22 protein-coding genes are annotated in these 23,094 nt (G+C 37.7%); 5 read left to right on the forward strand and 17 right to left on the reverse strand.

Features of this window, described 5'->3' with window-relative positions:
* Window positions 1–6: 6 nt before the first annotated feature.
* The 5 genes from DUT68_RS01825 to DUT68_RS01845 are packed head-to-tail and all read right to left on the reverse strand — an operon-like array spanning window position 7 to window position 4,751.
* Window positions 7–690 carry a pseudouridine synthase gene (locus DUT68_RS01825; protein WP_113635190.1) on the reverse strand — a complete coding sequence of 228 codons (684 nt, stop codon included), beginning with the start codon at window positions 688–690 and terminating at the stop codon, window positions 7–9.
* Between the two features lie 32 nt (window positions 691–722).
* Entirely contained in the window at window positions 723–1,622 is a 900-nt protein-coding gene (locus DUT68_RS01830; protein ID WP_113635191.1) for a histone deacetylase family protein, read from the reverse strand.
* A 14-nt stretch (window positions 1,623–1,636) separates the two neighbouring features.
* The gene (locus DUT68_RS01835) at window positions 1,637–2,497 is read right to left on the reverse strand and encodes a bestrophin family protein (protein WP_113635193.1); all 861 of its coding nucleotides are present in this window, start codon (window positions 2,495–2,497) and stop codon (window positions 1,637–1,639) included.
* Entirely contained in the window at window positions 2,490–3,785 is a 1,296-nt protein-coding gene (gene kynU, locus DUT68_RS01840; protein WP_113635195.1) for a kynureninase, read from the reverse strand. The genes DUT68_RS01835 and kynU overlap by 8 nt, the downstream gene beginning before the upstream one ends.
* Window positions 3,786–3,815: 30 nt before the next feature.
* The gene (locus DUT68_RS01845) at window positions 3,816–4,751 is read right to left on the reverse strand and encodes a 3'-5' exonuclease (protein WP_113635196.1); all 936 of its coding nucleotides are present in this window, start codon (window positions 4,749–4,751) and stop codon (window positions 3,816–3,818) included.
* Between the two features lie 212 nt (window positions 4,752–4,963).
* Between DUT68_RS01845 and DUT68_RS01850 the strand changes: the two genes are divergently transcribed.
* Window positions 4,964–6,940 (forward strand): DUF3857 domain-containing protein, encoded by a 1,977-nt coding sequence (locus tag DUT68_RS01850; protein ID WP_113635198.1) that lies wholly within the window; start codon window positions 4,964–4,966, stop codon window positions 6,938–6,940.
* A complete protein-coding gene (locus DUT68_RS01855) occupies window positions 6,937–8,838 on the forward strand; it encodes a DUF3857 domain-containing protein (protein ID WP_113635199.1) in 1,902 nt (633 codons plus the stop codon). Before DUT68_RS01850 ends, DUT68_RS01855 begins: the two co-directional genes overlap by 4 nt.
* A 57-nt stretch (window positions 8,839–8,895) precedes the next feature.
* On the opposite strand, the gene DUT68_RS01860 is transcribed toward DUT68_RS01855, so the two are convergent.
* The 5 genes from DUT68_RS01860 to mutS all read right to left on the reverse strand — a co-directional run bounded on the left by DUT68_RS01860 (window position 8,896) and on the right by mutS (window position 13,756).
* Window positions 8,896–9,510, reverse strand: coding sequence for a thioredoxin family protein (locus tag DUT68_RS01860; protein ID WP_113635201.1), 615 nt, complete (start codon window positions 9,508–9,510; stop codon window positions 8,896–8,898).
* Between the two features lie 36 nt (window positions 9,511–9,546).
* Window positions 9,547–10,023, reverse strand: coding sequence for a TlpA disulfide reductase family protein (locus DUT68_RS01865; protein ID WP_113635202.1), 477 nt, complete (start codon window positions 10,021–10,023; stop codon window positions 9,547–9,549).
* A gap of 4 nt (window positions 10,024–10,027) precedes the next feature.
* Window positions 10,028–10,591, reverse strand: coding sequence for a redoxin domain-containing protein (locus tag DUT68_RS01870; RefSeq protein WP_113635204.1), 564 nt, complete (start codon window positions 10,589–10,591; stop codon window positions 10,028–10,030).
* The gene (locus tag DUT68_RS01875) at window positions 10,591–11,049 is read right to left on the reverse strand and encodes a C40 family peptidase (RefSeq protein WP_237088236.1); all 459 of its coding nucleotides are present in this window, start codon (window positions 11,047–11,049) and stop codon (window positions 10,591–10,593) included. Before DUT68_RS01875 ends, DUT68_RS01870 begins: the two co-directional genes overlap by 1 nt.
* Window positions 11,050–11,146: 97 nt before the next feature.
* A complete protein-coding gene (gene mutS / locus DUT68_RS01880; protein ID WP_113635208.1) occupies window positions 11,147–13,756 on the reverse strand; it encodes a DNA mismatch repair protein MutS in 2,610 nt (869 codons plus the stop codon).
* A gap of 251 nt (window positions 13,757–14,007) precedes the next feature.
* Between mutS and DUT68_RS01885 the strand changes: the two genes are divergently transcribed.
* Window positions 14,008–14,385: a response regulator gene (locus tag DUT68_RS01885; protein WP_113635210.1), complete on the forward strand. Its 378-nt coding sequence runs from the start codon at window positions 14,008–14,010 to the stop codon at window positions 14,383–14,385.
* Between the two features lie 2 nt (window positions 14,386–14,387).
* Here the strand turns inward: DUT68_RS01885 and DUT68_RS01890 are convergent, their stop codons facing one another.
* From DUT68_RS01890 to mqnE, 3 genes are all read right to left on the reverse strand, one after another.
* Complete coding sequence (locus tag DUT68_RS01890) at window positions 14,388–15,113, reverse strand: menaquinone biosynthetic enzyme MqnA/MqnD family protein (RefSeq protein ID WP_113635469.1); 726 nt, start codon at window positions 15,111–15,113, stop codon at window positions 14,388–14,390.
* A 6-nt stretch (window positions 15,114–15,119) separates the two neighbouring features.
* On the reverse strand, window positions 15,120–15,734 hold the full coding sequence (locus DUT68_RS01895) for a histidine phosphatase family protein (RefSeq protein WP_113635212.1): 615 nt from the start codon (window positions 15,732–15,734) through the stop codon (window positions 15,120–15,122).
* Between the two features lie 81 nt (window positions 15,735–15,815).
* Window positions 15,816–17,000 carry an aminofutalosine synthase MqnE gene (gene mqnE / locus DUT68_RS01900; protein WP_237088237.1) on the reverse strand — a complete coding sequence of 395 codons (1,185 nt, stop codon included), beginning with the start codon at window positions 16,998–17,000 and terminating at the stop codon, window positions 15,816–15,818.
* Between the two features lie 174 nt (window positions 17,001–17,174).
* Here mqnE and DUT68_RS01905 point away from each other — a divergent pair, with 174 nt between their 5' ends.
* Window positions 17,175–17,594: an acyl-CoA thioesterase gene (locus DUT68_RS01905; RefSeq protein ID WP_113635215.1), complete on the forward strand. Its 420-nt coding sequence runs from the start codon at window positions 17,175–17,177 to the stop codon at window positions 17,592–17,594.
* Window positions 17,595–17,776: 182 nt separating this feature from the next.
* Window positions 17,777–19,201 carry an MATE family efflux transporter gene (locus DUT68_RS01910; protein WP_113635216.1) on the forward strand — a complete coding sequence of 475 codons (1,425 nt, stop codon included), beginning with the start codon at window positions 17,777–17,779 and terminating at the stop codon, window positions 19,199–19,201.
* 583 nt (window positions 19,202–19,784) lie between these two features.
* Here the strand turns inward: DUT68_RS01910 and rplT are convergent.
* The 4 genes from rplT to thrS all read right to left on the reverse strand — a co-directional run bounded on the left by rplT (window position 19,785) and on the right by thrS (window position 22,937).
* Entirely contained in the window at window positions 19,785–20,129 is a 345-nt protein-coding gene (gene rplT, locus DUT68_RS01915) for a 50S ribosomal protein L20 (protein ID WP_113635218.1), read from the reverse strand.
* A gap of 72 nt (window positions 20,130–20,201) precedes the next feature.
* On the reverse strand, window positions 20,202–20,402 hold the full coding sequence (rpmI, locus tag DUT68_RS01920) for a 50S ribosomal protein L35 (protein WP_113635219.1): 201 nt from the start codon (window positions 20,400–20,402) through the stop codon (window positions 20,202–20,204).
* A 24-nt stretch (window positions 20,403–20,426) separates the two neighbouring features.
* Window positions 20,427–20,999 carry a translation initiation factor IF-3 gene (gene infC / locus DUT68_RS01925; RefSeq protein ID WP_113635221.1) on the reverse strand — a complete coding sequence of 191 codons (573 nt, stop codon included), beginning with the start codon at window positions 20,997–20,999 and terminating at the stop codon, window positions 20,427–20,429.
* Window positions 21,000–21,011: 12 nt separating this feature from the next.
* A complete protein-coding gene (gene thrS / locus DUT68_RS01930) occupies window positions 21,012–22,937 on the reverse strand; it encodes a threonine--tRNA ligase (RefSeq protein ID WP_113635223.1) in 1,926 nt (641 codons plus the stop codon).
* Window positions 22,938–23,094: the final 157 nt, after the last annotated feature.

A 23,094-nucleotide genomic window follows, 5' to 3' on the forward strand; every position in this document is an offset into this window, starting at 1 on the left:
ATTGTTTTAAAGCGTAAAATTCATCAAATCAAGCATTCTTTTAAACTCTGGTTGTAAACTAGCAGATATGGTAATTTTTTGTGAACTAACAGGATGTACAAAACTGAGCGTTAACGCATGTAACATCATGGTGTTCATCTCTAAATGCTCCTTAAAATAGCGATTTTGTTTGTTACAACCATGTGGCCTATCGCCAATTATTGGATGAAAAATATGGGCAAAATGTTTACGCAACTGGTGCATACGACCTGTTTTTGGATTGGCTTTAACTAAGCTATACCTCGATGTTTCATGTTTTCCGATGGCAAATGGCATTTCTGCCTGCTGCAAAGTGACGAATTTGGTTTGAGCGTCCTGCAAAGTGCCATTTTCTTTGGCCAAAGGATAATCAATTTCTAATTCTGGTGGAGTATAGCCCCTAACAATTGCCAAGTAGTGTTTATCCACTAAGCCTTCCTGAAATTGCTTCTGCATAGCGATTTCAGTACTTTTATCGAAAGCAAAAAGTAGTACCCCTGAGGTTTTTCTATCCAAACGGTGCGTTGGATTTACCTGCCTACCCACTTGGTCCCTTAATAATTGCAAAGCAAATTCCTTTGCATCATCTGCTATTTTAGAACGGTGCACCAATAAGCCATGAGGTTTATTGATTGCAATGAGATGCTCGTCCTGATATAAAATTTCTAACACGCAACGAAGATAAGCATTGTTGTTTTGCTTTTTTAGTACAAGCTAAATGCCGTTCTAAAAGTATTGCAGTGAGCGTCTACTATGATCTTAATATCTTCCGAATAACCACCGCCCATACTTACCTGAACGGGTAATTGATTTTTCAAACAATGTTCAAATACAATTTGATCTCGCTGTTTGCAAGCTTGTTTACTTAATGCTAGCTTCCCTAACTTATCACTGGCCAAAACATCTACACCCGCCAAATAAAATACAAAATCTGGTTGATGTTTTTTGATGAGTTGAGGCAGTTTTTCATCTAAAATTGAAAGAAATTCATCGTCAGTAACACCATCAGCTAAGCCAATATCCAAATCAGATTGTTCTTTTCTAAAAGGAAAATTCTTATCGCCATGCATGGAGAAAGTAAATACGCTATCTTCTTTTTGAAAAATTTCAGCGGTGCCATTGCCTTGATGAACATCTAAATCAATAATTAATATCCTAGATGCTAAATAATTATTTAATAAATAGTTAGCAGCAATTGCCTGATCATTCAGTAAGCAAAAACCTTCACCCCAATTGCTCCCTGCGTGGTGGGTTCCTCCTGCAACATTAAACGCAACACCATGCTGCTGTGCAAAAATTGCACCGTCAATAGTGCCTTGTGCTATCCTTATCTCCCTTTCTACTAACTGTGCATCAAGCGGAAAGCCAATTCTCCGCTGCTCTTTATAAGGTAAGGTAAGCTGTTTCAATTGTTGCCAATACGCTTCGTCGTGAGTACTTACAATATATTGCTCAGCCAAAGGTTCTGGAGCAAATAAATGGCTTTGCTCAATGGTGCCTTCATGTAATAATTGTGCCGGAATAAGCTCATATTTCAGCATTGGGAACCGATGTCCCTCCGGTAGTGGATGTGCGTAAATGGGATGATAAGCAATCTTTATCATGGCACAAGCATAGCTTAATCTAAAATCTCTCCTACGTGTTTCTCAATATTGTTGCAAATTTGATCAACTGGCAAATCGTTTGCGTCCATGCCAAAAGGATTTTCAATTTCTTCGGCAATAAGTTCCAAACTGGCAAGCACATAAAGAATAAACGGAACAATGCCAACCACAAAATAACCTAAGCTAAACACCCATCCAAACGGTAGGGTAATAACGTACACAAAGATGAATTTTTTGATAAAAGCACTGTAAGAGTAAGGTATTGGTGTATTCTTAATTCTTTCGCAAGCACCACAAACGTCGGTAAATTGAGTGCTATCGTTGCTAAGCGTAATTAGTTGTTCGCCAGTAATTTTACCAGCTTTACTTAAATCAAAAAGTTTATTGGTAATACTCACAGCAACCTGATTTGGAATGTGCTTTCCTCCATCAATTTCGATTAGAATACTGTTTTTACCAAAGTACTGTTTTTCACGCAAATGTTCCTTTAAAGCAAAGGCATATTTCGGGATAGCGTATTTGAAAAATTCCCTGTCTTCTTTACTTAAATTGAGTGCGTTTAACCTGATAGCAAAATTGCGACTTACATTAACCAACTGCCCTAATAAACGTCTTCCTTCCCACCATCTATCATAAGAGGTATTAGTACGAAAAACCAATAACATGGATATCACGAAACCCAAAAGGCTGTGCATCATACCAACGTTTTTAATATAGCTAGTTTCTGATAATTTAACGTAATTAAGCTCCAAGTAGGCAATGATACCGGAGAAAATCGCTACGCTCAGCATCAATTTCCAAAGCTTGTAAAACGAGTCAGCTTTGTGAAAACGAAAAATAAAATTGATCCACTCTTTCGGATTGTAGTTAATCATTATTTAAAGATTTACCAACAGATAAAAGTAATTCGCCTGTTTTAAACACATCTTTAAAGCTATTATACATTGGCACCGGGCTCAATCGAATCACGTTTGGTTCACGCCAATCGCCTAGTACGTTATTTTTAACCAAGTGATCGAAAATTTGTTTGCCATTTGACTTAGCGATAATGGATACCTGCGCACCCCGTTCATTTTCGTTAGGAGGTGTAATGATTTTGAACTGCTCTTCTCCTAATTCGTTATTCACTTCGTTAATGATGTAAAACAAATAGGCAGTTAACGTTTTGCTTTTGTTTCGTAGCGGCTCCATAAATCCTATTTTTTCAAACAGTTTTAAAGATGCATGATATAAAGCCATTGGCATTACTTGTGTACAACTTACTTGCCATCCGTCGGCACCGGCCTCAGGAACAAAACCTTTTTCCATTAAAAAGCGATTTTTCTCTTGATAGCCCCACCAACCAGCAAATCGAGGTATATCCTGATTGCCGAAATGTTTTTGATGTACAAAAACACCACTTATACCACCCGGGCCAGCATTTTGATATTTGTAAGAACACCAACAAGCGAAGTCTACATTCCAATCGTGCAGTTGTAAAGGTACATTTCCTGCGGCGTGTGCCAAATCGAAACCAACAATTGCCCCTACTTCATGACCTGTTTTCGTAATGGCTTCCATATCAAATAATTGGCCTGTAAAGTAGTTGATGCCGCCGAATAACACCAAAGCTATTTCTTCTCCATTAGTTTGGATGGCTTCTAAAATATCAGCGGTAGCTAAAGTATAAGCGCCACTTTTAGGCGCAACTTCAATAATTGCTTCTTTAGGATCATAACCATGAAAACGCACCTGACTTTCAATGGCGTATTGATCGGAAGGAAAAGCGCCTGCTTCCATGATAATTTTGAAGCGCTTTTGTGTGGGCCTGTAAAAACTCACCATCAACAGGTGTAAGTTAACAGTTAAGGTGTTCATAGGGCAAACTTCCAATTCGCTGGCTCCCACTATTGGCGCCATTAACTTTTTTAGCTCCTTATGATAAAACATCCAAGGTTTATCGCCTTCAAACCAACCTTCTACAGCTAAATTTTGCCAGTTGTTTAGTTGTTCGTTTAAAACCTCTTTTGCTATTTTAGGCTGTAAACCTAGTGAATTGCCACATAAATAAATAAATGGCTGTCCATTTTGTTGAGGAAATAAATACTCGTCCCTCATGGCCTTTAACGGATCGGCTGCGTCCATAGCCTGTGCAAAGGCTAAGTTGTTTTCGAAATTTATCATATTAAATTAAGACCTAGAATTGACTTGAACTTATTTGCCAAATTTCATTTTAAGCTGCTCCAACATATAATTGGTAACTGGCTTGGCAGGTTCTTGCTTTTTTGGTTGTTGATTCCTTTGAGGTTGATTTTGGCTAGCTACAGATTGCTTTAGTTCTTGTTTCTTTTTGTTCCAACGTTTCCAAATTTCTTCTAACTTCTTTTTAGTAAACAAAGGGAAATCACCTTGCATCATCCAGGCGTAATAGCTTGGCTCCGTGTCAAAAATGCTCTCCAAGGTTTTACCTTTATGCTTTCCAAAATTGATACATTCTTCGCCATTATCGTTAAAAACTATACGACCAGCATAATCTACAGACTTGTTCAGATTGGTGAAAAGGTGTAGTGCATCAACATCGTTAACTACTGGAACAGAAACTTTCCCTTGTTTGTCTGTAAACTCTACGTCTTTATATTTATCCAACTGCGCTAAAAGCACCTCATATGTAGCTCTAATATCCGCCTCAGCTGCGTGTGCGTTAGTCAAATCTTTATCGCAATAAAATTTATACGCGGCTTTTAATGTACGTTGCTCCATTTGGTGAAATATATTCTGTACGTCAACAAACTTTCTATCCGACATATCCAAATCCACTCCAACACGTAAAAATTCCTCTAAAAGCATTGGTATATCAAATTTGTTGGAGTTGTATCCGGCCAAATCCGCATCGCCTATAAAATCTGCTAACTCTTGCGCTACATCACCAAATTTGGGTTCATTTTTAACATCCTCGTCATAAATACCATGAATTAAAGAAGTTATCAAAGGAATTGGAATTTCTGGATTAATTCGCTTAACTAGCATTTCTTCAGTACCGTTTGGCATTGCTTTAAGTATCGCAATTTCCACTATCCTATCCGCACCAACATTTACTCCAGTTGCCTCCAAGTCGAAAAATGCAAGAGGGCGTTTTAAATTTAATTTCATAAAGGTTTTTCTAAGTTCCAAATTTGCTAAAATAGTATCGTAATTCCTCCTTTTCACTTAAAAAAGCTCTCAATTAATACATGTCAGTATATTTTTTAAATGAGATGACGTGGGATAAATCAATCGTTGACGACAATCCAACACAATATTTTAAACATTACTTCAATAAGTGAATTGCTTAGTTTAAATTGCAACTTATTAAGCTCACTCTAATGAAACGCAGATTACTGTACTTACTTCTACTATTCCCATTAAGTTCATTTTGTCAAGAATTTGATTTCGGTAAACCTACAAACGACGATTTCAATTTCGAACGTACAAAAATTGATAGTAATGCCAATGCAGTTTATTTGGACGAATATGGCACTACACGTTTTTCATTCGATTCGGAAACTGGACAAATGAAATTGCTTCACGTTTATCATGCTAAAATTAAGATTTTTAAAAAGGAAGGATTTGAAATTGCTAATGTGGTAGTGCCGTTATATAAAAGTGGTACCGGAAATAGTCAAGCGGAGTATATTTCGCAAATTCATGGGGTTACATTCAACTTAGAAAATGGCGATATCAAGGAAGATCAGATGAATGAAAAGGCCATCTTTAAAGAAGAAAAATCAAAATATTTGACCTTGGCAAAGTTCACCTTGCCCAATTTAAAGGAAGGATCAATTATTGAGTATGAATATACCATAGAAAGCCCTTACTTGTTTAATTTTAGAACATGGAACTTTCAGGCGCAATATCCAAAATTAAAGAGTACCTATGTGGCCAATATTCCGGCAAATTACAAGTACAATGTTTCGTTAAGAGGCTTTTACAAGCTTAGCGAAACAAAGGCCGAATTGAATAGCGCATGCTTACGTGTAGTAGGCAAAGATATGGATTGTTCCAAATTAACGTATGTGATGAAGGATTTACCAGCCTTTATTGAAGAAGATTACATGACTGCTCCATCCAACTATAAAGCCGCTATATATTTTGAGCTTTCAGAGGTTTATTATCTCAATGGATCTATTCAGAAATATACCAAATCGTGGAGCGATATTGATTATGAACTTGCCAGTGGTAAAGACTTTGGCGGGCAGATGAAACGCAAAGAGGTGTTTAAAAATCTGCTGACTAGCATTGTAACTCCTAATGATACAGAACTGCAAAAAGCAAAAAAGATTTTCGAATACATTAAAAAACAGCTGAAATGGAATGGTTATTACGGTAAATTCAGCGAAACAAGTGTTAAAGAAGTAACCGAAAAACGTTCTGGAAATGTAGCCGATATTAATTTAAGTTTAATTGCTGCGTTAGGTGCTGCTGATTTTGATGTTGAGGCCGTAATTTTATCAACTAGGGACAATGGCACTGTCAACAAATTGTATCCTATCATCAGCGATTTTAACTACGTTGTTGCAAAAGTTAACATTGGCAACGAAAGTTATTTACTAGATGCTACAGATCCTTTAATGCCATTTGGTTTGTTGCCATTAAGATGTATCAATGATCAGGGCAGAGTAATTCCTTTGAGAAAACCATCCTATTGGATAGATTTAAAAGCTTCGAGAAAGAGCTTTACCACCTACACACTTGTAGGCGAAGTTTCCGAAAATGGTAAAATATTCGCTAAACTCACTAACGTATCTATGGGATATGATGCAGTAAATGCGAGAAAAGAAATTAAAAAATACACATCTATTGATGAATACGTGGAGAAGCTGGATGAAAGCTTAACTAACATCAGGATTAAAAACTTTAAAATTTCCAATGTCGACAGTGTAGAAAACGAAATGATCGAGGAATACGAAATTGAACTGAATACTGGAGCCGCTGCAGAAAATGGTATGACATTTAATCCCTTCTTCATTTACCCAATCCGAAAAAATCCTTTCAAGTTGAAAGAGCGAAATTACCCTGTTGATTTAGGGGCAGCCAGGGAAGAGCGGATTTTAATTAAAATTGGATTACCAAAAGGCTTGGTAGTGAAAGAACGCCCGAAAGATTTCTCGCTGGCATTACCCAACCAAGGCGGCAGGTATATTGTACAAAGTGCTATGGATGAGAATGAGTTCACTTTAAATCAACTTTTCACGTTGAATAAAGCAATTTATACTTCAGAAGAATATCATTATTTAAAAGAGTTTTATAATCAAATTATCCAGAGTCAAAAGACTGACGTTGTTATAGTTAAAAACAAATGATTAAAAAATTAGCGCCACTTTCCTTAGTTTTTGTAGTCTATTCAGCAAGTTTTGCGCAAAATTTTGCCGCTTCTAGCATCAGCTACAAGCTTACTAATAAAGCCCACGCTGTTATTAGAGACAGTAAAGTAGTGGTAGATATGCAATCAACGGATAATGTGCTATTCAGCAATTATAAAGCCATTACGGTGCTCACTAAAAATGGTGATAAATATGGTCAGTTGGCTTTGTTTTATGATAAAAACACGGTAATCAAATCAGCCAAAGGCGAAATTTATGATGAGTTTGGAAAGTTAATCAGTAGATTTTCCTTAAGCAATTTTAAGGAAGAAAGTGCGGTTAGTGATTTCTCGTTATTTGAAGATAGTAGAGTAAAATACTACATTCCGCAAGTAAATTCTTACCCTTACACCATCGTTTACCAATACGAGATAAGAAACAAACAAAACTTGATCATCCCCGATTGGAGGCCTTTGCCCGGTTTTGATATCTCGGTAGAAAAAAGTTCTTACCAGTTCACCTACAATCCAGGTGACGAAATACGTGTGCTGGAGCGGAATTTTAAGGGATTAAGAGATGAAACGCCCGTTGGCAAAAGAAATGGCAAGCAATGGATTGCAGAAAATCTTCAAGCAGTTAAATACGAAGCGTATGCTGCTAATCCTGAAACTTATTTTCCTTCAGTAAAAATAGCGCCTAAAAATTTCAGTTATTATAGTTTTAAAGGCAGTTATACCAACTGGAACGAACTTGGTAAAATATCCTATGACTATTTGTTGAAAGACGGAGGCGAGCTACCTGTTACAACTGTTAATTTCATCAAAAATTTAGTTAAGGATGAAGCTAGCGACAAAGCAAAGGCTAAAAAAATCTACGAGTATTTTCAGCAAAAAACCAGATACATTAGTGTACAAATTGGTATCGGCGGCTTTAAGCCAATGAGTGCGGTTGAAGTTGACCGCCTAGGTTATGGCGATTGTAAAGCTTTGGTGAATTATATGCAAAGTTTACTAGCCGCGGTGGGTATCGAATCTTATTACTGTGTGGTTGATGGTGGCGAAGACAAAACTGACTTAATCCAAAATTTTGCCAGTATGGAACAAGGAAATCACATTATTTTATGTGTGCCTTTAAAAGGAGAAAATATTTGGTTGGAATGTACCAGTCAGGACGCACCATTTGGTTATTTGGGTTCGTTTACTGACGATAGATGGGTTTTAGCGTGTACAAAGGAAGGTGGCAAGCTCATGAAAACCCCTAAGTACGAAACGAGCAAAAGCACCCAAATACGTAGTGCAGAATTGCTGTTGGCCGACAACGGTACCATTAATGGCACCATGATAACTGAATTCAGCGGCTCACAATTTGACAATCACTTTTTTTTAACCAAGAAAGCACCTTTAGAGCGTGAAAAACAATTGAAATACCTGTATGACATTAACAATATAGAATTTACAGCCGTTGAATTGGAAGCAAATACCGATTTACAGCGCTTTACAGAAAAACTGACCTTTGAAGCTGCTGCCTACGCAAGCGTAAATAATGACAGGATAACGTTTTCACCAAATTTGTTCAACATCAAACGGAATGTTTCAACAGTAAGAAACAGATCGTTAGCATTTGAAATTAAGCGTGGTTATACTGATGACGACCAAATCAGCTTTAATTTCGGAAAGCAAATATTGCCAGTCATTTTGCCCAAAACGATGCAATTAGATAGCAAGTTTGGAAGTTATTTTGCAGAGCTCAAATTAGCAGATGGAAAACTAAACTACCGTAGGAAATTCGTTTTAAATGATGGGCTTTATCCAGCGGAAGACTACGAAGCCTTTGAGAATTTTATAGCTGAAGTTGGAAATTACGATAGACTAAGAATTGCCTTGCCCATCAAAAAATAAACCCCAGAACCGACCTTGATTTTGCTTCGCTCCTGGGGATTTAACTTATAGCTCAAATTACTTACTCGCTTCTTTTTTCCATTTGATGGTGCAGCCGATAGCTTTTGTAGATGATACTGCAGGTTTTTGACCAATTAGCAATTGGTTGACTGCATTTTGAACATAATTATCACGCTGTGCATTAAGTTCTTGCTGATCATTATCAATGGCACCTATGTAAACCACCTCATTGCCTTTATTTGTTTTTTGCAATACAAATACATGTGGCGTACGCTGTGCACCATATTTTTTGGTGTAAATATGATCCGGATCTAGTAAATAAGCAAACGTAAATCCTTTTTCTTTAACTCGTTCTTGCATCTTTTCGTAAGTATCTCCAGGAGACGCCACAGGATCATTGGTATTAATAGCTACTACGGGATACCCCTTTGTTGCATACATTTGATTTAATGCCTCAACCCTTGTTTCGTAAGCTTTAGAAACAGGGCAAGTGTTGCATGTGAACACAACAATGTAGCCTTTTGCGTTTTTGTAATTGGCTAACGATACATTTTTTCCATCAACATTTTTCAGGGTGAAATCTGTGGCCAAATCTCCAACCTGATAACCAGTCTGAGCATTTGTAACCATTACAACAAGGGCAGATAAAAATGTTAAAATCAACTTTCTCATTACTTAAAATTTAGGTTTACGAATAAATATAATTACCTAACGGTGATTTAGCACTGCTTTCAATTCTTCATAATTAAATGTTCGTTCGTAAAAAGAGCGCCTACTTTGGGCAGTGTTAATGATCAAAGTTGCTGGTAAAGCACCCGACCATTTCTTATCTACCCTATCTATTAACTTTTGCTGATCTGGCTCATCAACTACAAATACTTCTGATTTGATTTGATGTTGTGTTACAAAAGGGATGACATCTTGCGTTAGCTTCGATTTGAAATCTAAACTCATCAAAATTACTTTTACCGGCTTTTCAAACTTCGCTGCATTTAGTTTTTCAAAATAAGGAAGCTCCTCTACACAAGGCACACACCAAGTAGCCCAAAAATTAATCACGTAAGTGGTATCGTTTCCCTTCGCAACTCTTGCGTCTAACTCATTTAAAGTTAGTAATTTAACTTGGGCATTAGCAACTAACCCAGTCAAAATCAATACAATTGTTACAGTTAGTTTAGCTAGCATATTTTTAGCGATTTGAACGGTTTAAAAGCAGCTTGTTAACTTCTTCTTCCACATACTTTCTAGTGGCTACTGATTTCTCATCTGGCTGATTATCGATATTACCAATGTATTTCACTTCAAACCCCTTCCCTGTGCGCTTTAATACGACTGCTTTAGGTGTTTGCCTGATATCAAATAGCCAAGTGTATTTAAATTTTTCATCGGCTAAATAAGGGAAAGTAAACCCTCGATCTGTAGCTAATTTTTTCATTGCCGGCATGGCATCAAACGGATAGTCTTTCTCGTTATCTCCATAAGGGCCAATAGCAACTACCGGATAGCCTTTTAATGCGTATACCTTGTTGAGTTCAATTACTCGATCAACATAGGCCAAACAGTGATCACAACTTGGTGTCATGAAAACCAATATAAAGCCGCTTTTGTTGCGATCTGTTAAGCTAAAATAGCTGCCATCAACGTTTCTTAGTCGGAGACTATCAAGCGTATCTCCTACCTTCAAAACCTGTTGTGCCTTAGAAGACACGCTTAACGTTAATAGTATTACAACTACAGCAAATATTCTTTTCATCAGTTTAAAGTTCCTGTTTTAACAATGGCTTGCTGATAGGCTGGTAACGATAAATCATCAACAACAACCCCGCGGGTGGTTGAAGCATGTACAAAGAAATCACCGTTTAAATAAATGCCTACATGGTCTACTTCTTTCCCTCCAAAGGAGAAGAAAATCAAATCGCCCTCCTTTAAATTACCCAAGCTTTTCTTTTTTATGGCTTCCGCTTGATCTTTAGACCTTCGGGGAAGTTTTTTACCATAGATATTTTGCTGCAGTAACAGGGCAAAACCCGAACAATCGATGCCGCTTTTGTCTAAACCACCAAGTTTATATCTCACTCCAGTCCAATCATTGATAAACCTATAAAGTGATTTATTTTTCAAATTAGCCATCGCTTCGGCGGCACGAGCCGCTTTAGTGTTACTAGTGCTTTTTCTGCTACCGCATGATGCCAATAATAGCGTTAAACACATACAGATCAATAAAAAATAACTTCGCTTCGTAGTGATGATCATTCGATTTAAATTTTGATGACTACTTAACGTTCTCCAATTGAAAAGTGCAGTAGCTTTAATTTTTAATCAGTCTCTGGATTTCGTCCAGTTTTAATAACGCCTCAACAGGAGTTAGCGTATTCACATCCAAGTTATTCAGCGAATCTCTAATTTTAACCAACACGGGGTCATCAATGGCAAACATCTGCAATTGGTAAGCCTGATTTTGCACTTTTTTGATGCTGTCTTTAATGCTCTGCCCCTCAGTTCTGTCAATCTCCAGTCGTTTCAGTATCTCATTGGCCCTACCAATTAATTTAGCTGGCATTCCCGCCATTTTAGCCACTTGTATACCAAAGCTATGCTCGCTACCGCCAGGAACTAACTTACGTAAAAAAATCACTTTGTTTTGCAGCTCTTTAATTGTCACGTTGTAGTTTTTAATACGGCTCATGGTATTCTCCAGGTCGTTCAACTCGTGATAATGTGTAGCAAAAAGTGTTTTCGGACGAGCAGTTGGGTGTTCATGTAAATACTCTGCAATGGCCCAAGCAATAGAAATACCATCGTAAGTGCTTGTTCCCCTGCCAATTTCATCCAACAAAATCAAGCTCCTATCAGAAATATTATTCAGGATACTTGCGGTTTCGTTCATTTCAACCATGAACGTACTCTCGCCGCTGGAAAGGTTGTCAGAAGCACCTACCCTAGTGAAAATCTTATCGACAATGCCCAAACTTGCCGCTTTAGCCGGAACAAAACAGCCCATTTGAGCCATCAATACAATTAATGCAGTTTGCCTCAAAATGGCAGATTTACCAGACATGTTCGGTCCGGTAATCATCATGATTTGCTGGGTGTCATTATCCAAATAGACATCGTTGGTAATGTACTCTTCGCCAACTGGCAAACGTTTTTCGATGACCGGATGTCGTCCTCCTTTAATATCAATTTCTTTTTTGTTGTTTAACTCAGGTTTGGTATAGTAGTTTTTTACTGCCAACTGGGCGAAACATAACAATACATCAAGCTGTGCAACCAAATAAGCGTTGAGCTGAATTGGCTTGATGAAATGAGCAACTTGATACATTAGTTCGTTGTAAAGCTTAACTTCAATTGCTTGGATTTTTTCCTCTGCACCTAAAATCTGTTCTTCATATTCCTTCAGCTCTGGCGTAATGTAACGCTCTGCATTTACCAAAGTTTGTTTTCTTATCCAGCTCTCTGGAACCTTATCTTTGTGTGTATGCGTAACCTCTAAATAATAACCAAAAACGTTGTTAAAGGATATTTTTAAAGACGGAATACCTGTATTTTCAATTTCCCTACGCTGAATTTCTACTAAAAATTCCTTGCCACCGAAGGCGATTTTGCGCAACCTGTCCAACTCTTCATCTACGCCATCTGCAATTACATTACCTTTGGCTAATATTGCCGGCGGGTCGGCCTGTAGCTCTCGTTCCAATTTATCCTTAATGGTGGCACAAGCATTCAATTGTGAGCCTAGTACCTCTAGAAATGGGTTCTTGCTCTGTTCCGCTAATCTTTTGATTTCTTCAATGTGCGACAATGCTCTTTTTAACTGCAGTAGTTCTCTAGGGCCGGCTTTCTGCAAACCAACCTTCGAAATAAGTCGTTCTAAATCACCAATAGGTTTAATATGTTGCAACAACTCATTCGAAAAATTTTCATGTTTAACCAAGAAATCAACCATACCCAAGCGTTCTTGTATTGGCTTAAGTTCTTTCAATGGCATGATGATCCACTTATGCAACAACCTCGCTCCCATTGGTGTACAGGTGTCGTCCAGCACGTCAAATAGCGTTACCGCATTATCATTTGATGAACTTACCAATTCCAAATTACGGATAGTAAACCTGTCGAGCCACATGTACCTTTCTTCCTCAACCCGGGCAATACTGGTAATGTGCTGTAAGTTGCGGTGCTCGGTTTCACCCAAATAGTATAAAATAACTCCGGCAGCCACAATACCTGAAGTAAGTTTATCTACTCCAAATCCTTTTAATGAATTTACTTCAAAATGTTTGGTTAGGATTTCATTTGCATAATCTTGGGTAAACGCCCAATCATCAATGTGATAGGTATAAAACTTATCGCCAAAATACTGAGGAAACTCACTTCGTTTACTCTTTTGATAAACTACCTCGGTAGGTTTAAAACTTTGAAGTAATTTATCTACATATTCTGCACTGCCTTGCGCCACCAAAAACTCTCCCGTCGAGATATCGCAAAAAGCTACGCCAAATATGCCTTTCTCAAAGTATACCGCTGCTAAATAATTATTTGATTTCTGACTTAGGATATTATCGCTGTAGGCTACACCTGGTGTTACCAGTTCCGTAACGCCACGTTTAACAATAGTTTTGGTCATTTTTGGATCTTCCAACTGATCGCAAATTGCAACGCGTTGCCCGGCCCTAACCAATTTAGAAAGGTAATTTTCTAAGGAATGGTGCGGAAAACCCGCCAATTCTAATGCGCCGTTGGGGCCTGTTCCTCTTTTGGTTAAAACGATGCCCAAAATTTGTGCTGTTTTAACTGCATCCTCTCCAAATGTTTCGTAAAAATCTCCAACCCTAAACAATAATAATGCACCCGGATACTTTGCCTTGATGGCATTGTATTGCTGCATTAATGGGGTTTCTTTTGTATTTGCCTTGGCCAAAACTATCCTAAATTACTAAGCTGTAAATATACCATTTGCTAAGTGGCTAGGCCGATTTTGTGGAAAAATAATGGCGTTGTGGATTTACAAATATAAGATTTAACAAAAAAAACAGGCTATTACTTAGCGATTGGGATTATAAAAATATAACAAACTGGAAACTAAAAAGTTGATAACTTTTAACTTGTTAATAAAAACCATAAACCACTGATTTGCAATATACGTTTATTGATTAAACTAATTCAAATGTTATGGAAGCAGCAGATAAAAAATTGGTTTATGTATTGGAAGATAACGCCAACATTGGTGACATTATTGAGTTCTTGTTAACAGAGGAACTTTACGAGGTGAAAGTTTGCAAAAGCGTAGCTTGCTTTTGGGATGAAATGAGCCAAAAGAAGCCTGATATGATTGTGCTTGATATTATTTTGCCAGATGGAAATGGTTTAGACATTTGCAAACAGTTAAAAAGAAACATCAGTACGCATCAAATACCGGTGATGATGATGTCGGGCAATAACTATTTGAGCAAAGTGAAATCTAAATGCGATGCAGATAGCTACATCAATAAGCCATTTGATTTAAATGATTTTATGCAAAGAGTAGATTTCTATAGCCACTCGGCTTAATTTTAAAGCTTACTTACTAAGTCTAAAAACAAATCTTTGGCTTTCAATTTATCTGCTGTTAAGTTGAAATCAAGTTTGTGCTGTAAGTAATCGCCAAGATCTATGCCTTCTATTTTTGGCAGTTGCGCAATTACGTCCGGTATATGCTGAATGCCTAAGCCTAATGCCCTATCAAATTCTTCAATAAACTGCGTTGGAATTTCCTTATTTGCTACCCAAGCTGCATACATAAAAGGCAAAGCCGTAAACTTCATCCACTCCTCACCCATATCGTAAACGTAAGCGAAATCATTTTTCCTACCAAAAGTTCTATCTCCGATCAACACTATTGCATCTGCTTCTAAATCTTGGTCTGATAGGAATTCTACTTCTACCTTAAAATGGTTCTTTAACAATACCTTCGCTAAATTGTTAGATGTACGCGATTGTGGATCTAACCTTACTGTCTTAACTTCGTGTATCGGTTTATCAGCAAATATAAACACTGAATTAACAGCACCAACAGAGCCAATGCAATACGATCCGATGATTTGAGCATTAGAAACGAATGGGATTGCGGCAACAGGAATCAAACCTATATCTACTTTGTTATCAATAAGTTTACTGGCACAATCTGCAGGAACGTCTAAGCTTAAATCTAGCTGATCTAAAATAGCTGAATGCTGCAAACCATAGATGAACGGCTTTGTATTGGTATAGGAAACGGCAGAAACTTTAATTTTATTCAAAATCAATTAAACTAAGTGTGAAGTATTGTTTGCATCGATCAAAATGAATTTTCCAGTTTTTTCATCGAATGTCAAACGGTATAAAGTCGTGTTGGTATGTAAAAACTCTTCCATATCACTGTAGGGTTTTTCCAATAGCAAGCATAATATCAATCTCATTGCTCTTCCATGCATGCACACTAAAACAGTCTTTTCTTCAGTTTGGTGTTTGATATGATCAATTGCCTTCGCTAAGCGTAAACCAACTTCGTTTGGACTTTCTCCACCACCAAATTTAGCATCGTAATTACCCAGCTGCCATTGCCTTACCACTTCTCTAAAAGCTGTTCTCGCTTCTTCTGTGTTCGGTTTCCCTTCCCACTCGCCCCAAGCCATTTCGTCCAGCTCTGGCAATTGCTCCCAAGGTAATCCTAAATCAATAAAAGCTTTAACAGTTTGATGCGTTCTAACTAAGGATGAAGTATATACCTTATCAAATGGTACCGATTTGTATTTGTTGAAAAATGCAGCTGCTTGGGCTACGCCTGTTGGATTTAAATCTGCATTAACACCTCTACCTTGAACAATTCCTAACCTGTTAAGTTCAGTTTCGCCATGGCGGATGATATAAAGTTCTTTCATTAATGATTGAATTTTGACTTAAAGAATGATTGAATTTTGGATAGCAATAATTACTCATTCAAAATTCAATCATTTAAAATTTTAATTGACTACCGGCAGCTTATAGTAAGATGGTTTTGCGTCATCTTCAAAAATATAATCCGAATAATCTGTCACGACATTGTACAAGGTATCACGTTCAATCGGTTTGCGCTTTACGTTCTTAATCAGTTCTACCAGTTCTTTGGTACTCATTGCAGGCGTTTGTTCCTCAGCACCAGCCATTGAATATATTTTCGTGGTATCATCAAGTGTACCATCAATATCATCCACCCCAAAATTTAAACTTAGTTGTGCAGTTTCTCTGCTAATCATTGCCCAGTAAGCTTTAATATGCTCAAAATTGTCGAGGTATATTCTGGCTATGGCATAGTTTCGCAAATCCTCAACTACCGAAACTTCAGGCACATCGCTCATTTGATTGTTTTGGTTCCTAAATTTCAATGGAATAAAGGCTTGAAAACCTCCCGTTTTATCTTGCAGTTGGCGCAAACGTTCCATGTGATCTACGCGGTGCCAAAATTCCTCAATATGTCCATAAAGCATAGTAGCATTAGAACGCATCCCTAATTTGTGCGCTTGTTCGTGAATATCTAACCATTGTTCAGCATTACATTTATCGTGAGCAATTTTCTCTCTTACCTCTGGATGAAAAATTTCTGCTCCACCACCAGGCATTGAATCTAAACCCGCTTCTTTCAGGTATTTCATGCCATCATAATGGCTCAATTTTGCCTTTTTAAAGATGTAATAGTACTCTACAGGAGTCAACGCTTTGATATGCAAATCTGGTCTGTGCGCTTTTGCACGTCTGAAAAACTCAGCGTAAAAATCTAAATTTTGTTTTGGTACTACACCACCAGTGATATGTACCTCAGTAACTGGCTCATTATCGTACTTTTTCAAGATATCTATCATGCCATCTACTTCCATTTCCCAACCTTCTTCTCGTTGCTTAATCATGCGACTATAGGAACAGAATTTACAATCGTAAACACAGATATTGGTAGGTTCAATATGGAAATTCCTGTTGAAGTAAGTATTGTCGCCGTGCTTCCTCTCCCGGATATAATTTGCTAACACACCTAAATAACTCAGCTCCGAATGTTCATACAAATAAACACCTTCATCAAAGCTGATGCGTATACCATCTTTAACTTTAACTGCGATATCTTTTAACGGTTGCGCAAGGTTTGGATTCTGTAAAAGTATTGCTAATGATTGCACTATTTTTCTCCTTTAGATTTGTACAAAAGTACGTTTAATTGCTGAATTGTTTTGTTGTTGAAAAGTTGAAATGTTGTAAAGTTTTAACGTTGGTGCAGAATTACGAATTGTTGAATATATAACTTATGTGGTTTCATTCTTTGCGCCTTTGTGGTTTAAATATACCTTTGCAACATGATACAAAACCAGTATAGCATTTTCGAAAGTGAGTTAAACGTAAGACCGGATGATATTGATATGTTTAACCATGTGCATAATAGCAAGTACTTAGATTATGTATTAGCGGCACGTTACGAACAAATGGACAGGTTTTATGGGATGAGCTGGGAAAAGTTTGAGGCGCAAGGCTACGGGTGGGTAGTATCAAAAGTTACCATTGCATTTAAACGTCCGTTAAAAATGGGCGACCAATTGGTGATAAAAACCGGAATCTTAGAAATTAACGAACGAGGATGTGCAGTGCAATTTGAAATCGCGAATAAAAAGACTGGCAAAGTAGCCTCCGACGGTGTTTTTGAATATGTGATGATTGATTTAAAAACACAACGCTCAAGCAAGGTAACACCAGAAATGATTGAGGCTTACAGTATTTAGCTAACAGCATTTTTTTGAGGTTTAACTTTTTTCTCTACCTTTGAATATCAAAATATCACGAACCATGAAGTTTTTTGCAGTCCGTATCAGAATAGCTTAGTAAAGCAAGGACTCCATATCTAAATAATTAATGATGTCAATCTTTTGGCATCTCATGGTAATTTCTTTTTATATTTTTATATATGTCACAAACTATCAAGGCAAAATCACGTTTGTCTAATTTTTTTACTGTACTTGGCCAGGCCTTTACTGGCACCGAAATAGATTACACGAGTATCAGCATCCGAAAAGCAATTATGCTTTTAGCGGTTCCAATGATGTTAGAAATGATGATGGAATCTGTATTCGTGCTGGTGGATCTGTATTTTGTTGGTCACTTGCCAAACAGTGCCGAAGCTATTCAAATTGTTGGCTTAACGGAATCAGTGCTTACCATCATATACTCGTTAGCAATGGGGCTAGGCATGGCTGCAACTGCGGTGGTAGCTCGCAGAATTGGAGAGAAAAACGTCCCAGCGGCTTCTATGGCTGGTATGCAAACCATCGCTATTGCAATATTTGTTTCAATGCTTATAAGTATAACAGGGTTAATTTTTGCAAAAGACATTTTGCTACTAATGGGCGCTAGCGAACAAACAGCACAACAAGGGGTTGCGTTTGTACGAATTATGATGGGAACGAGCATTGCAATTATGCTGTTATTTTTAATTAACGGCATTTTTAGAGGCGCTGGAAATGCAGCCATTGCGATGCAAAGTTTATGGTTGGCCAATACTATTAACATCATTTTATGCCCAATTTTAATTAGAGGACTAGGACCAATACCAGCAATGGGGTTAACTGGCGCAGCTTTAGCTACAGGCATCGGTCGGGGGACCGGGGTGTTATTCCAGCTTTATCATTTAGCTAAAGGCAGTGGAAACCTAAAAGTTAAGCTCGCTTATTTAAAGCCTCATTTTGATCAGATTAAAGCGATTATAAAGGTGGCAGCTCCAGCAGTGCTTCAATTTGTAATTGCTTCGTGTAGTTGGATTTTTCTGGCTGAGTTGGTAGCTACAACAGGTGGAGATCATGGTTCTGCTGGTTACCAAACAGCGCTAAGGCTAATGATGTTTTTCATGCTTCCGGCTTGGGGCTTAAGTAATGCAGCAGCAACATTAGTTGGACAAAACATGGGCGCTAATCAATTGGAACGAGCAGAAAAATCAGTATTTACCACCATCAAATACTCGATTATATTTATGGCTGTGGTAATGTTGCTATTTTTGACTTTCGGACATTTATTTGCATCATTTTTTACCGAAGACAAGCAGGTTATTGCGGTGTCAACTGAAGCATTAAGAATACTGAGTTATGGATTTGTACTTTATGGTATTGGGATGGTACTCATCAGTGCTTTTAACGGTGCTGGTGATACTTGGACACCTACAAAGATCAATGTCGTAGCTTTTTGGTTCTTTCAAATTCCTTTTGCGTACTTTTTAGCAAAGCATTTGGAAATGGGGCCAACGGGTGTTTTTATTGCTATTCCGGTGGCTGAGGTTGGGATCACATTAGCGGCATATTTGATTTTCAAAAAAGGAAATTGGAAAAAGACTGCGGTTTAGTTATTGATGATTTTATTTTCTGTTGCCTGAATTTAAATCTAGTCTTTGCGAAAGCTTGGCGTTCTTTGTGGCTTTGCGGTTATATCGATTTAAGATTTTTTTACCGCAAAGTTTTTTTAAGGTTTCGCAAAGTACGCTAAGCTTTAAGCGTGGATGATGAATGTTCAATCCAATTCTTTGCGAAAACTTGGCGTTCTTTGCGGCTTTGCGGTTAATTTTATTTTATCGCAAAGATATTTTGAAGATTTCGCAAAGAGCGCTAAGTTGGAATGTCGGCTTAATTAATACTTCGTGAAAACTTAGCGTTCTTTGCGGCTTTGCGGTTAATTTTATTTTATCGCAAAGATATTTTGAAGATTTCGCAAAGTACGCTAAGTAATGCCTACTTAATTAATACTTCGTGAACACTTGGTGTTCTTTGTGGCTTTGTGGTTAATTTAATTTTTTACCGCAAAGTTTTTTAAGGTTTCGCAAAGTACGCTAAGTCTGCAACTCGCGGTTAACATTTCAAAACAAAACCCATTGAAAACAAAAATGCCGTTCCACAGAAGCAGAACGGCATTTTCAAAGTTATTGAAGTATCTTATTTTACCGCATCAACAACAGCTTTGAAAGCTTCTTTGTTGTTCATCGCTAAATCAGCCAATACTTTACGGTTTAAACCGATATTTTTTGAAGCTAATTTACCAATCAATTGCGAGTAAGAAATACCGTGCTCACGAGCACCAGCATTGATACGTTGAATCCATAATGCACGGAATTCTCTTTTCTTAGCTTTACGGTCACGGTATGCATATTGCAAACCTTTTTCTACTGTGTTTTTAGCAATGGTAAAAACCTTGCTTCTTGAGCCCCAATAGCCTTTGGCCATATTTAGGACTTTTTTCCTTCTGCGTCTAGCAGCTACTACGTTTACCGAACGAGGCATAATGTGTTAAGTTTTGATAAGCGGTGTTGCTTTAATAGCAAACTTGAAACCGAGTATCGGGTTAAAAATTAATTACTTACCGATGCAAAGCATACGTTTAACGTTGCCCATATCCGCATCATTTACCATACTAGTGTTGGTTAAGTTACGCTTACGTTTAGTACTCTTTTTTGTTAAGATGTGACTTTTGTATGCGTTCTTTCTTGCAATTTTACCTGTTCCAGTAAGCGAAAAACGCTTTTTGGCACTGGAATTGGTTTTCATTTTTGGCATAACCTGATTTGTTTATATAATTTATTATTTCTTTGCTGTTGCTTTTGGGGCTACCGTTAAAAACATACGTTTACCCTCTAATTTAGGCAATAACTCTACTTTACCCACTTCCTCTAATGCCTGTGCAAATTTCAACAATAAGATTTCGCCTTGTTCTTTGTAAACAATAGCTCTACCTTTAAAGTGAACGTAAGCTCTCACCTTTTCACCAGCTTCTAAGAAACTGATTGCATGCTTTAGCTTAAATTGGAAATCGTGATCGTTGGTATTAGGTCCGAAACGGATTTCTTTAATTACCGTTTGCTTCGCATTAGCTTTGATTTCCTTTTGCTTTTTCTTTTGCTCATACATGAACTTGCTATAGTCCATAATACGGCAAACAGGTGGATTAGCATTTGGAGAAATCTCCACTAAATCCAATTCAAGCTCATCAGCAATTGCCAATGCCTTTGACAATGGATAAATACCTTGCTCTACATTATCTCCAGCTAGCCTAACTTCTTGAGCACGGATATGCTCGTTAATATTATGTTCTGCTTCTTTTTTCTTAAAAGGCGGACGTGGTCCCCTATTAAATCCTGGTCTTCCTAATGCCAAATGCTTTCCTTGTTAAACGGTTACTTCTTTATTAATTAATGCACTAAACTCTGCTAAAGTCATACTTCCTAAATCGCCCTCACCATGTTTCCTAACTGAAACCCTTCCTTCTTCCATCTCTTTTTCGCCGATGATGAGCATATAAGGCAGTTTTTTAACTTCAGCGTCTCTAATTTTCCTTCCGATTTTCTCATCACGAAAGTCAATTAGACCGCGAATATCGGAATTATTTAATTCTTCTGAAACTTTTTTTGCATATTCTTCATACTTTTCTGAAATAGGAAGAATGATGTACTGCTCAGGAGAAAGCCATAATGGGAAGTTTCCAGCGCAGTGTTCAATTAGTACTGCCACGAAACGTTCCATTGAACCAAACGGCGCTCTGTGGATCATTACCGGGCGGTGCTTTTGATTATCGCTACCAGTGTATTCCAGTTCAAAACGCTCTGGCAAGTTATAATCTACCTGAATGGTACCTAACTGCCATTTTCTACCTAGTGCGTCACGCACCATAAAATCTAGCTTAGGACCGTAAAAAGCAGCTTCGCCATATTCAATTACTGTCGGCAAGCCTTTCTCTTCAGCAGCTTCAATGATGGCAGTTTCCGCCAACATCCAGTTTTCATCAGAGCCAATGTACTTCGCTTTATTTTCAGGATCACGTAAAGATACCTGCGCAACATATTTCTCGAAGCCTAACGACTTGAAAACATACAGCACTAAATCAATCACCTTTTTAAATTCGTCCTTTACCTGATCTGGGCGACAGAACAAGTGCGCATCATCTTGAGTAAAGCCACGTACACGGGTTAAGCCATGCAACTCACCACTTTGCTCGTAACGGTATACTGTACCAAATTCAGCAAATCGAACTGGCAAATCTTTATATGAACGAGGTTTAAATTTATACAACTCACAGTGGTGCGGACAGTTCATCGGTTTTAAGAAAAACTCCTCTCCTTCTTGTGGTGTTTTTATCGGCTGAAATGCATCTTTACCATACTTTTCATAGTGGCCAGAAGTGATGTATAAATTTTTGTGACCAATATGTGGTGTAATTACTTGCTCGTAACCTGCTTTTTGTTGTGCTTTAGTTAAAAACTGAACTAAACGCTCACGTAATGCAGTACCTTTTGGCAACCACATTGGCAAGCCCATTCCTACTTTTTCTGAGAAAGTGAAAAGTTCCAATTCTTTACCCAATTTGCGGTGATCGCGTTTTTTAGCCTCTTCAATCATGTGAAGATACTCGGTAAGCTCGCTTGCTTTAGGGAAAGTTACTCCGTAAATACGAGTTAATTGCTTTTTAGTTTCATCGCCTCTCCAATAAGCACCAGCAACATTCATCAATTTTATTGCTTTGATGAAACCTGTATTTGGAATATGTGGTCCACGGCACAAATCAGTAAAATCACCTTGTGTGTAAAAAGTAATTTTTCCGTCTTCCAAGCCATCAATTAAATCCAACTTGTATTCGTCGCCTTTTTCGGTGAAGTATTTTACCGCATCAGCTTTGCTTACGCTTTTGCGCTCGAAAACCTCTTTCTGCTTGGCCAACTCCAACATTTTGTCTTCAATTTTTTTGAAGTCGTCGGAAGAGAACTCTTTATCACCAAAGTCTACATCATAGTAAAAACCAGTTTCAATAGCCGGGCCGATACCGAATTTAGTTCCCGGATAAAGCGCTTCTAAGGCTTCGGCCATTAAGTGAGCGGAAGAGTGCCAAAAAGTAGCTTTGCCTTCAGTATCATTCCATGTTAGTAGTTTAACAGAAGAATCTGCTTCGATTGGACGAGAACTGTCCCAAACTTCGCCGTTTACTTCGGCAGCTAATACGTTTCTTGCTAAGCCTTCTGAAATAGATAAGGCAATTTGATGAGCGCTAACGCCCTTTTCGTACTGACGAACAGAGCCGTCAGGTAGTGTAATGTTAATCATCTACAACTATGATTTAAATTTTAAAAATAGATTAAATAGCAAATCACCTACGTGTGTGATTTATTTTGTGCAAAGATAAGAGTTTTTAGCGAGATTTTTAACTGCTGTTTCAGAAGCTAGTAGCACATAAACAGCTGCAATTTTGACAATAAATTGA

This window comes from Pedobacter zeaxanthinifaciens (assembly GCF_003313335.1).
Taxonomy (GTDB): Bacteria; Bacteroidota; Bacteroidia; order Sphingobacteriales; family Sphingobacteriaceae; genus Pedobacter; species Pedobacter zeaxanthinifaciens.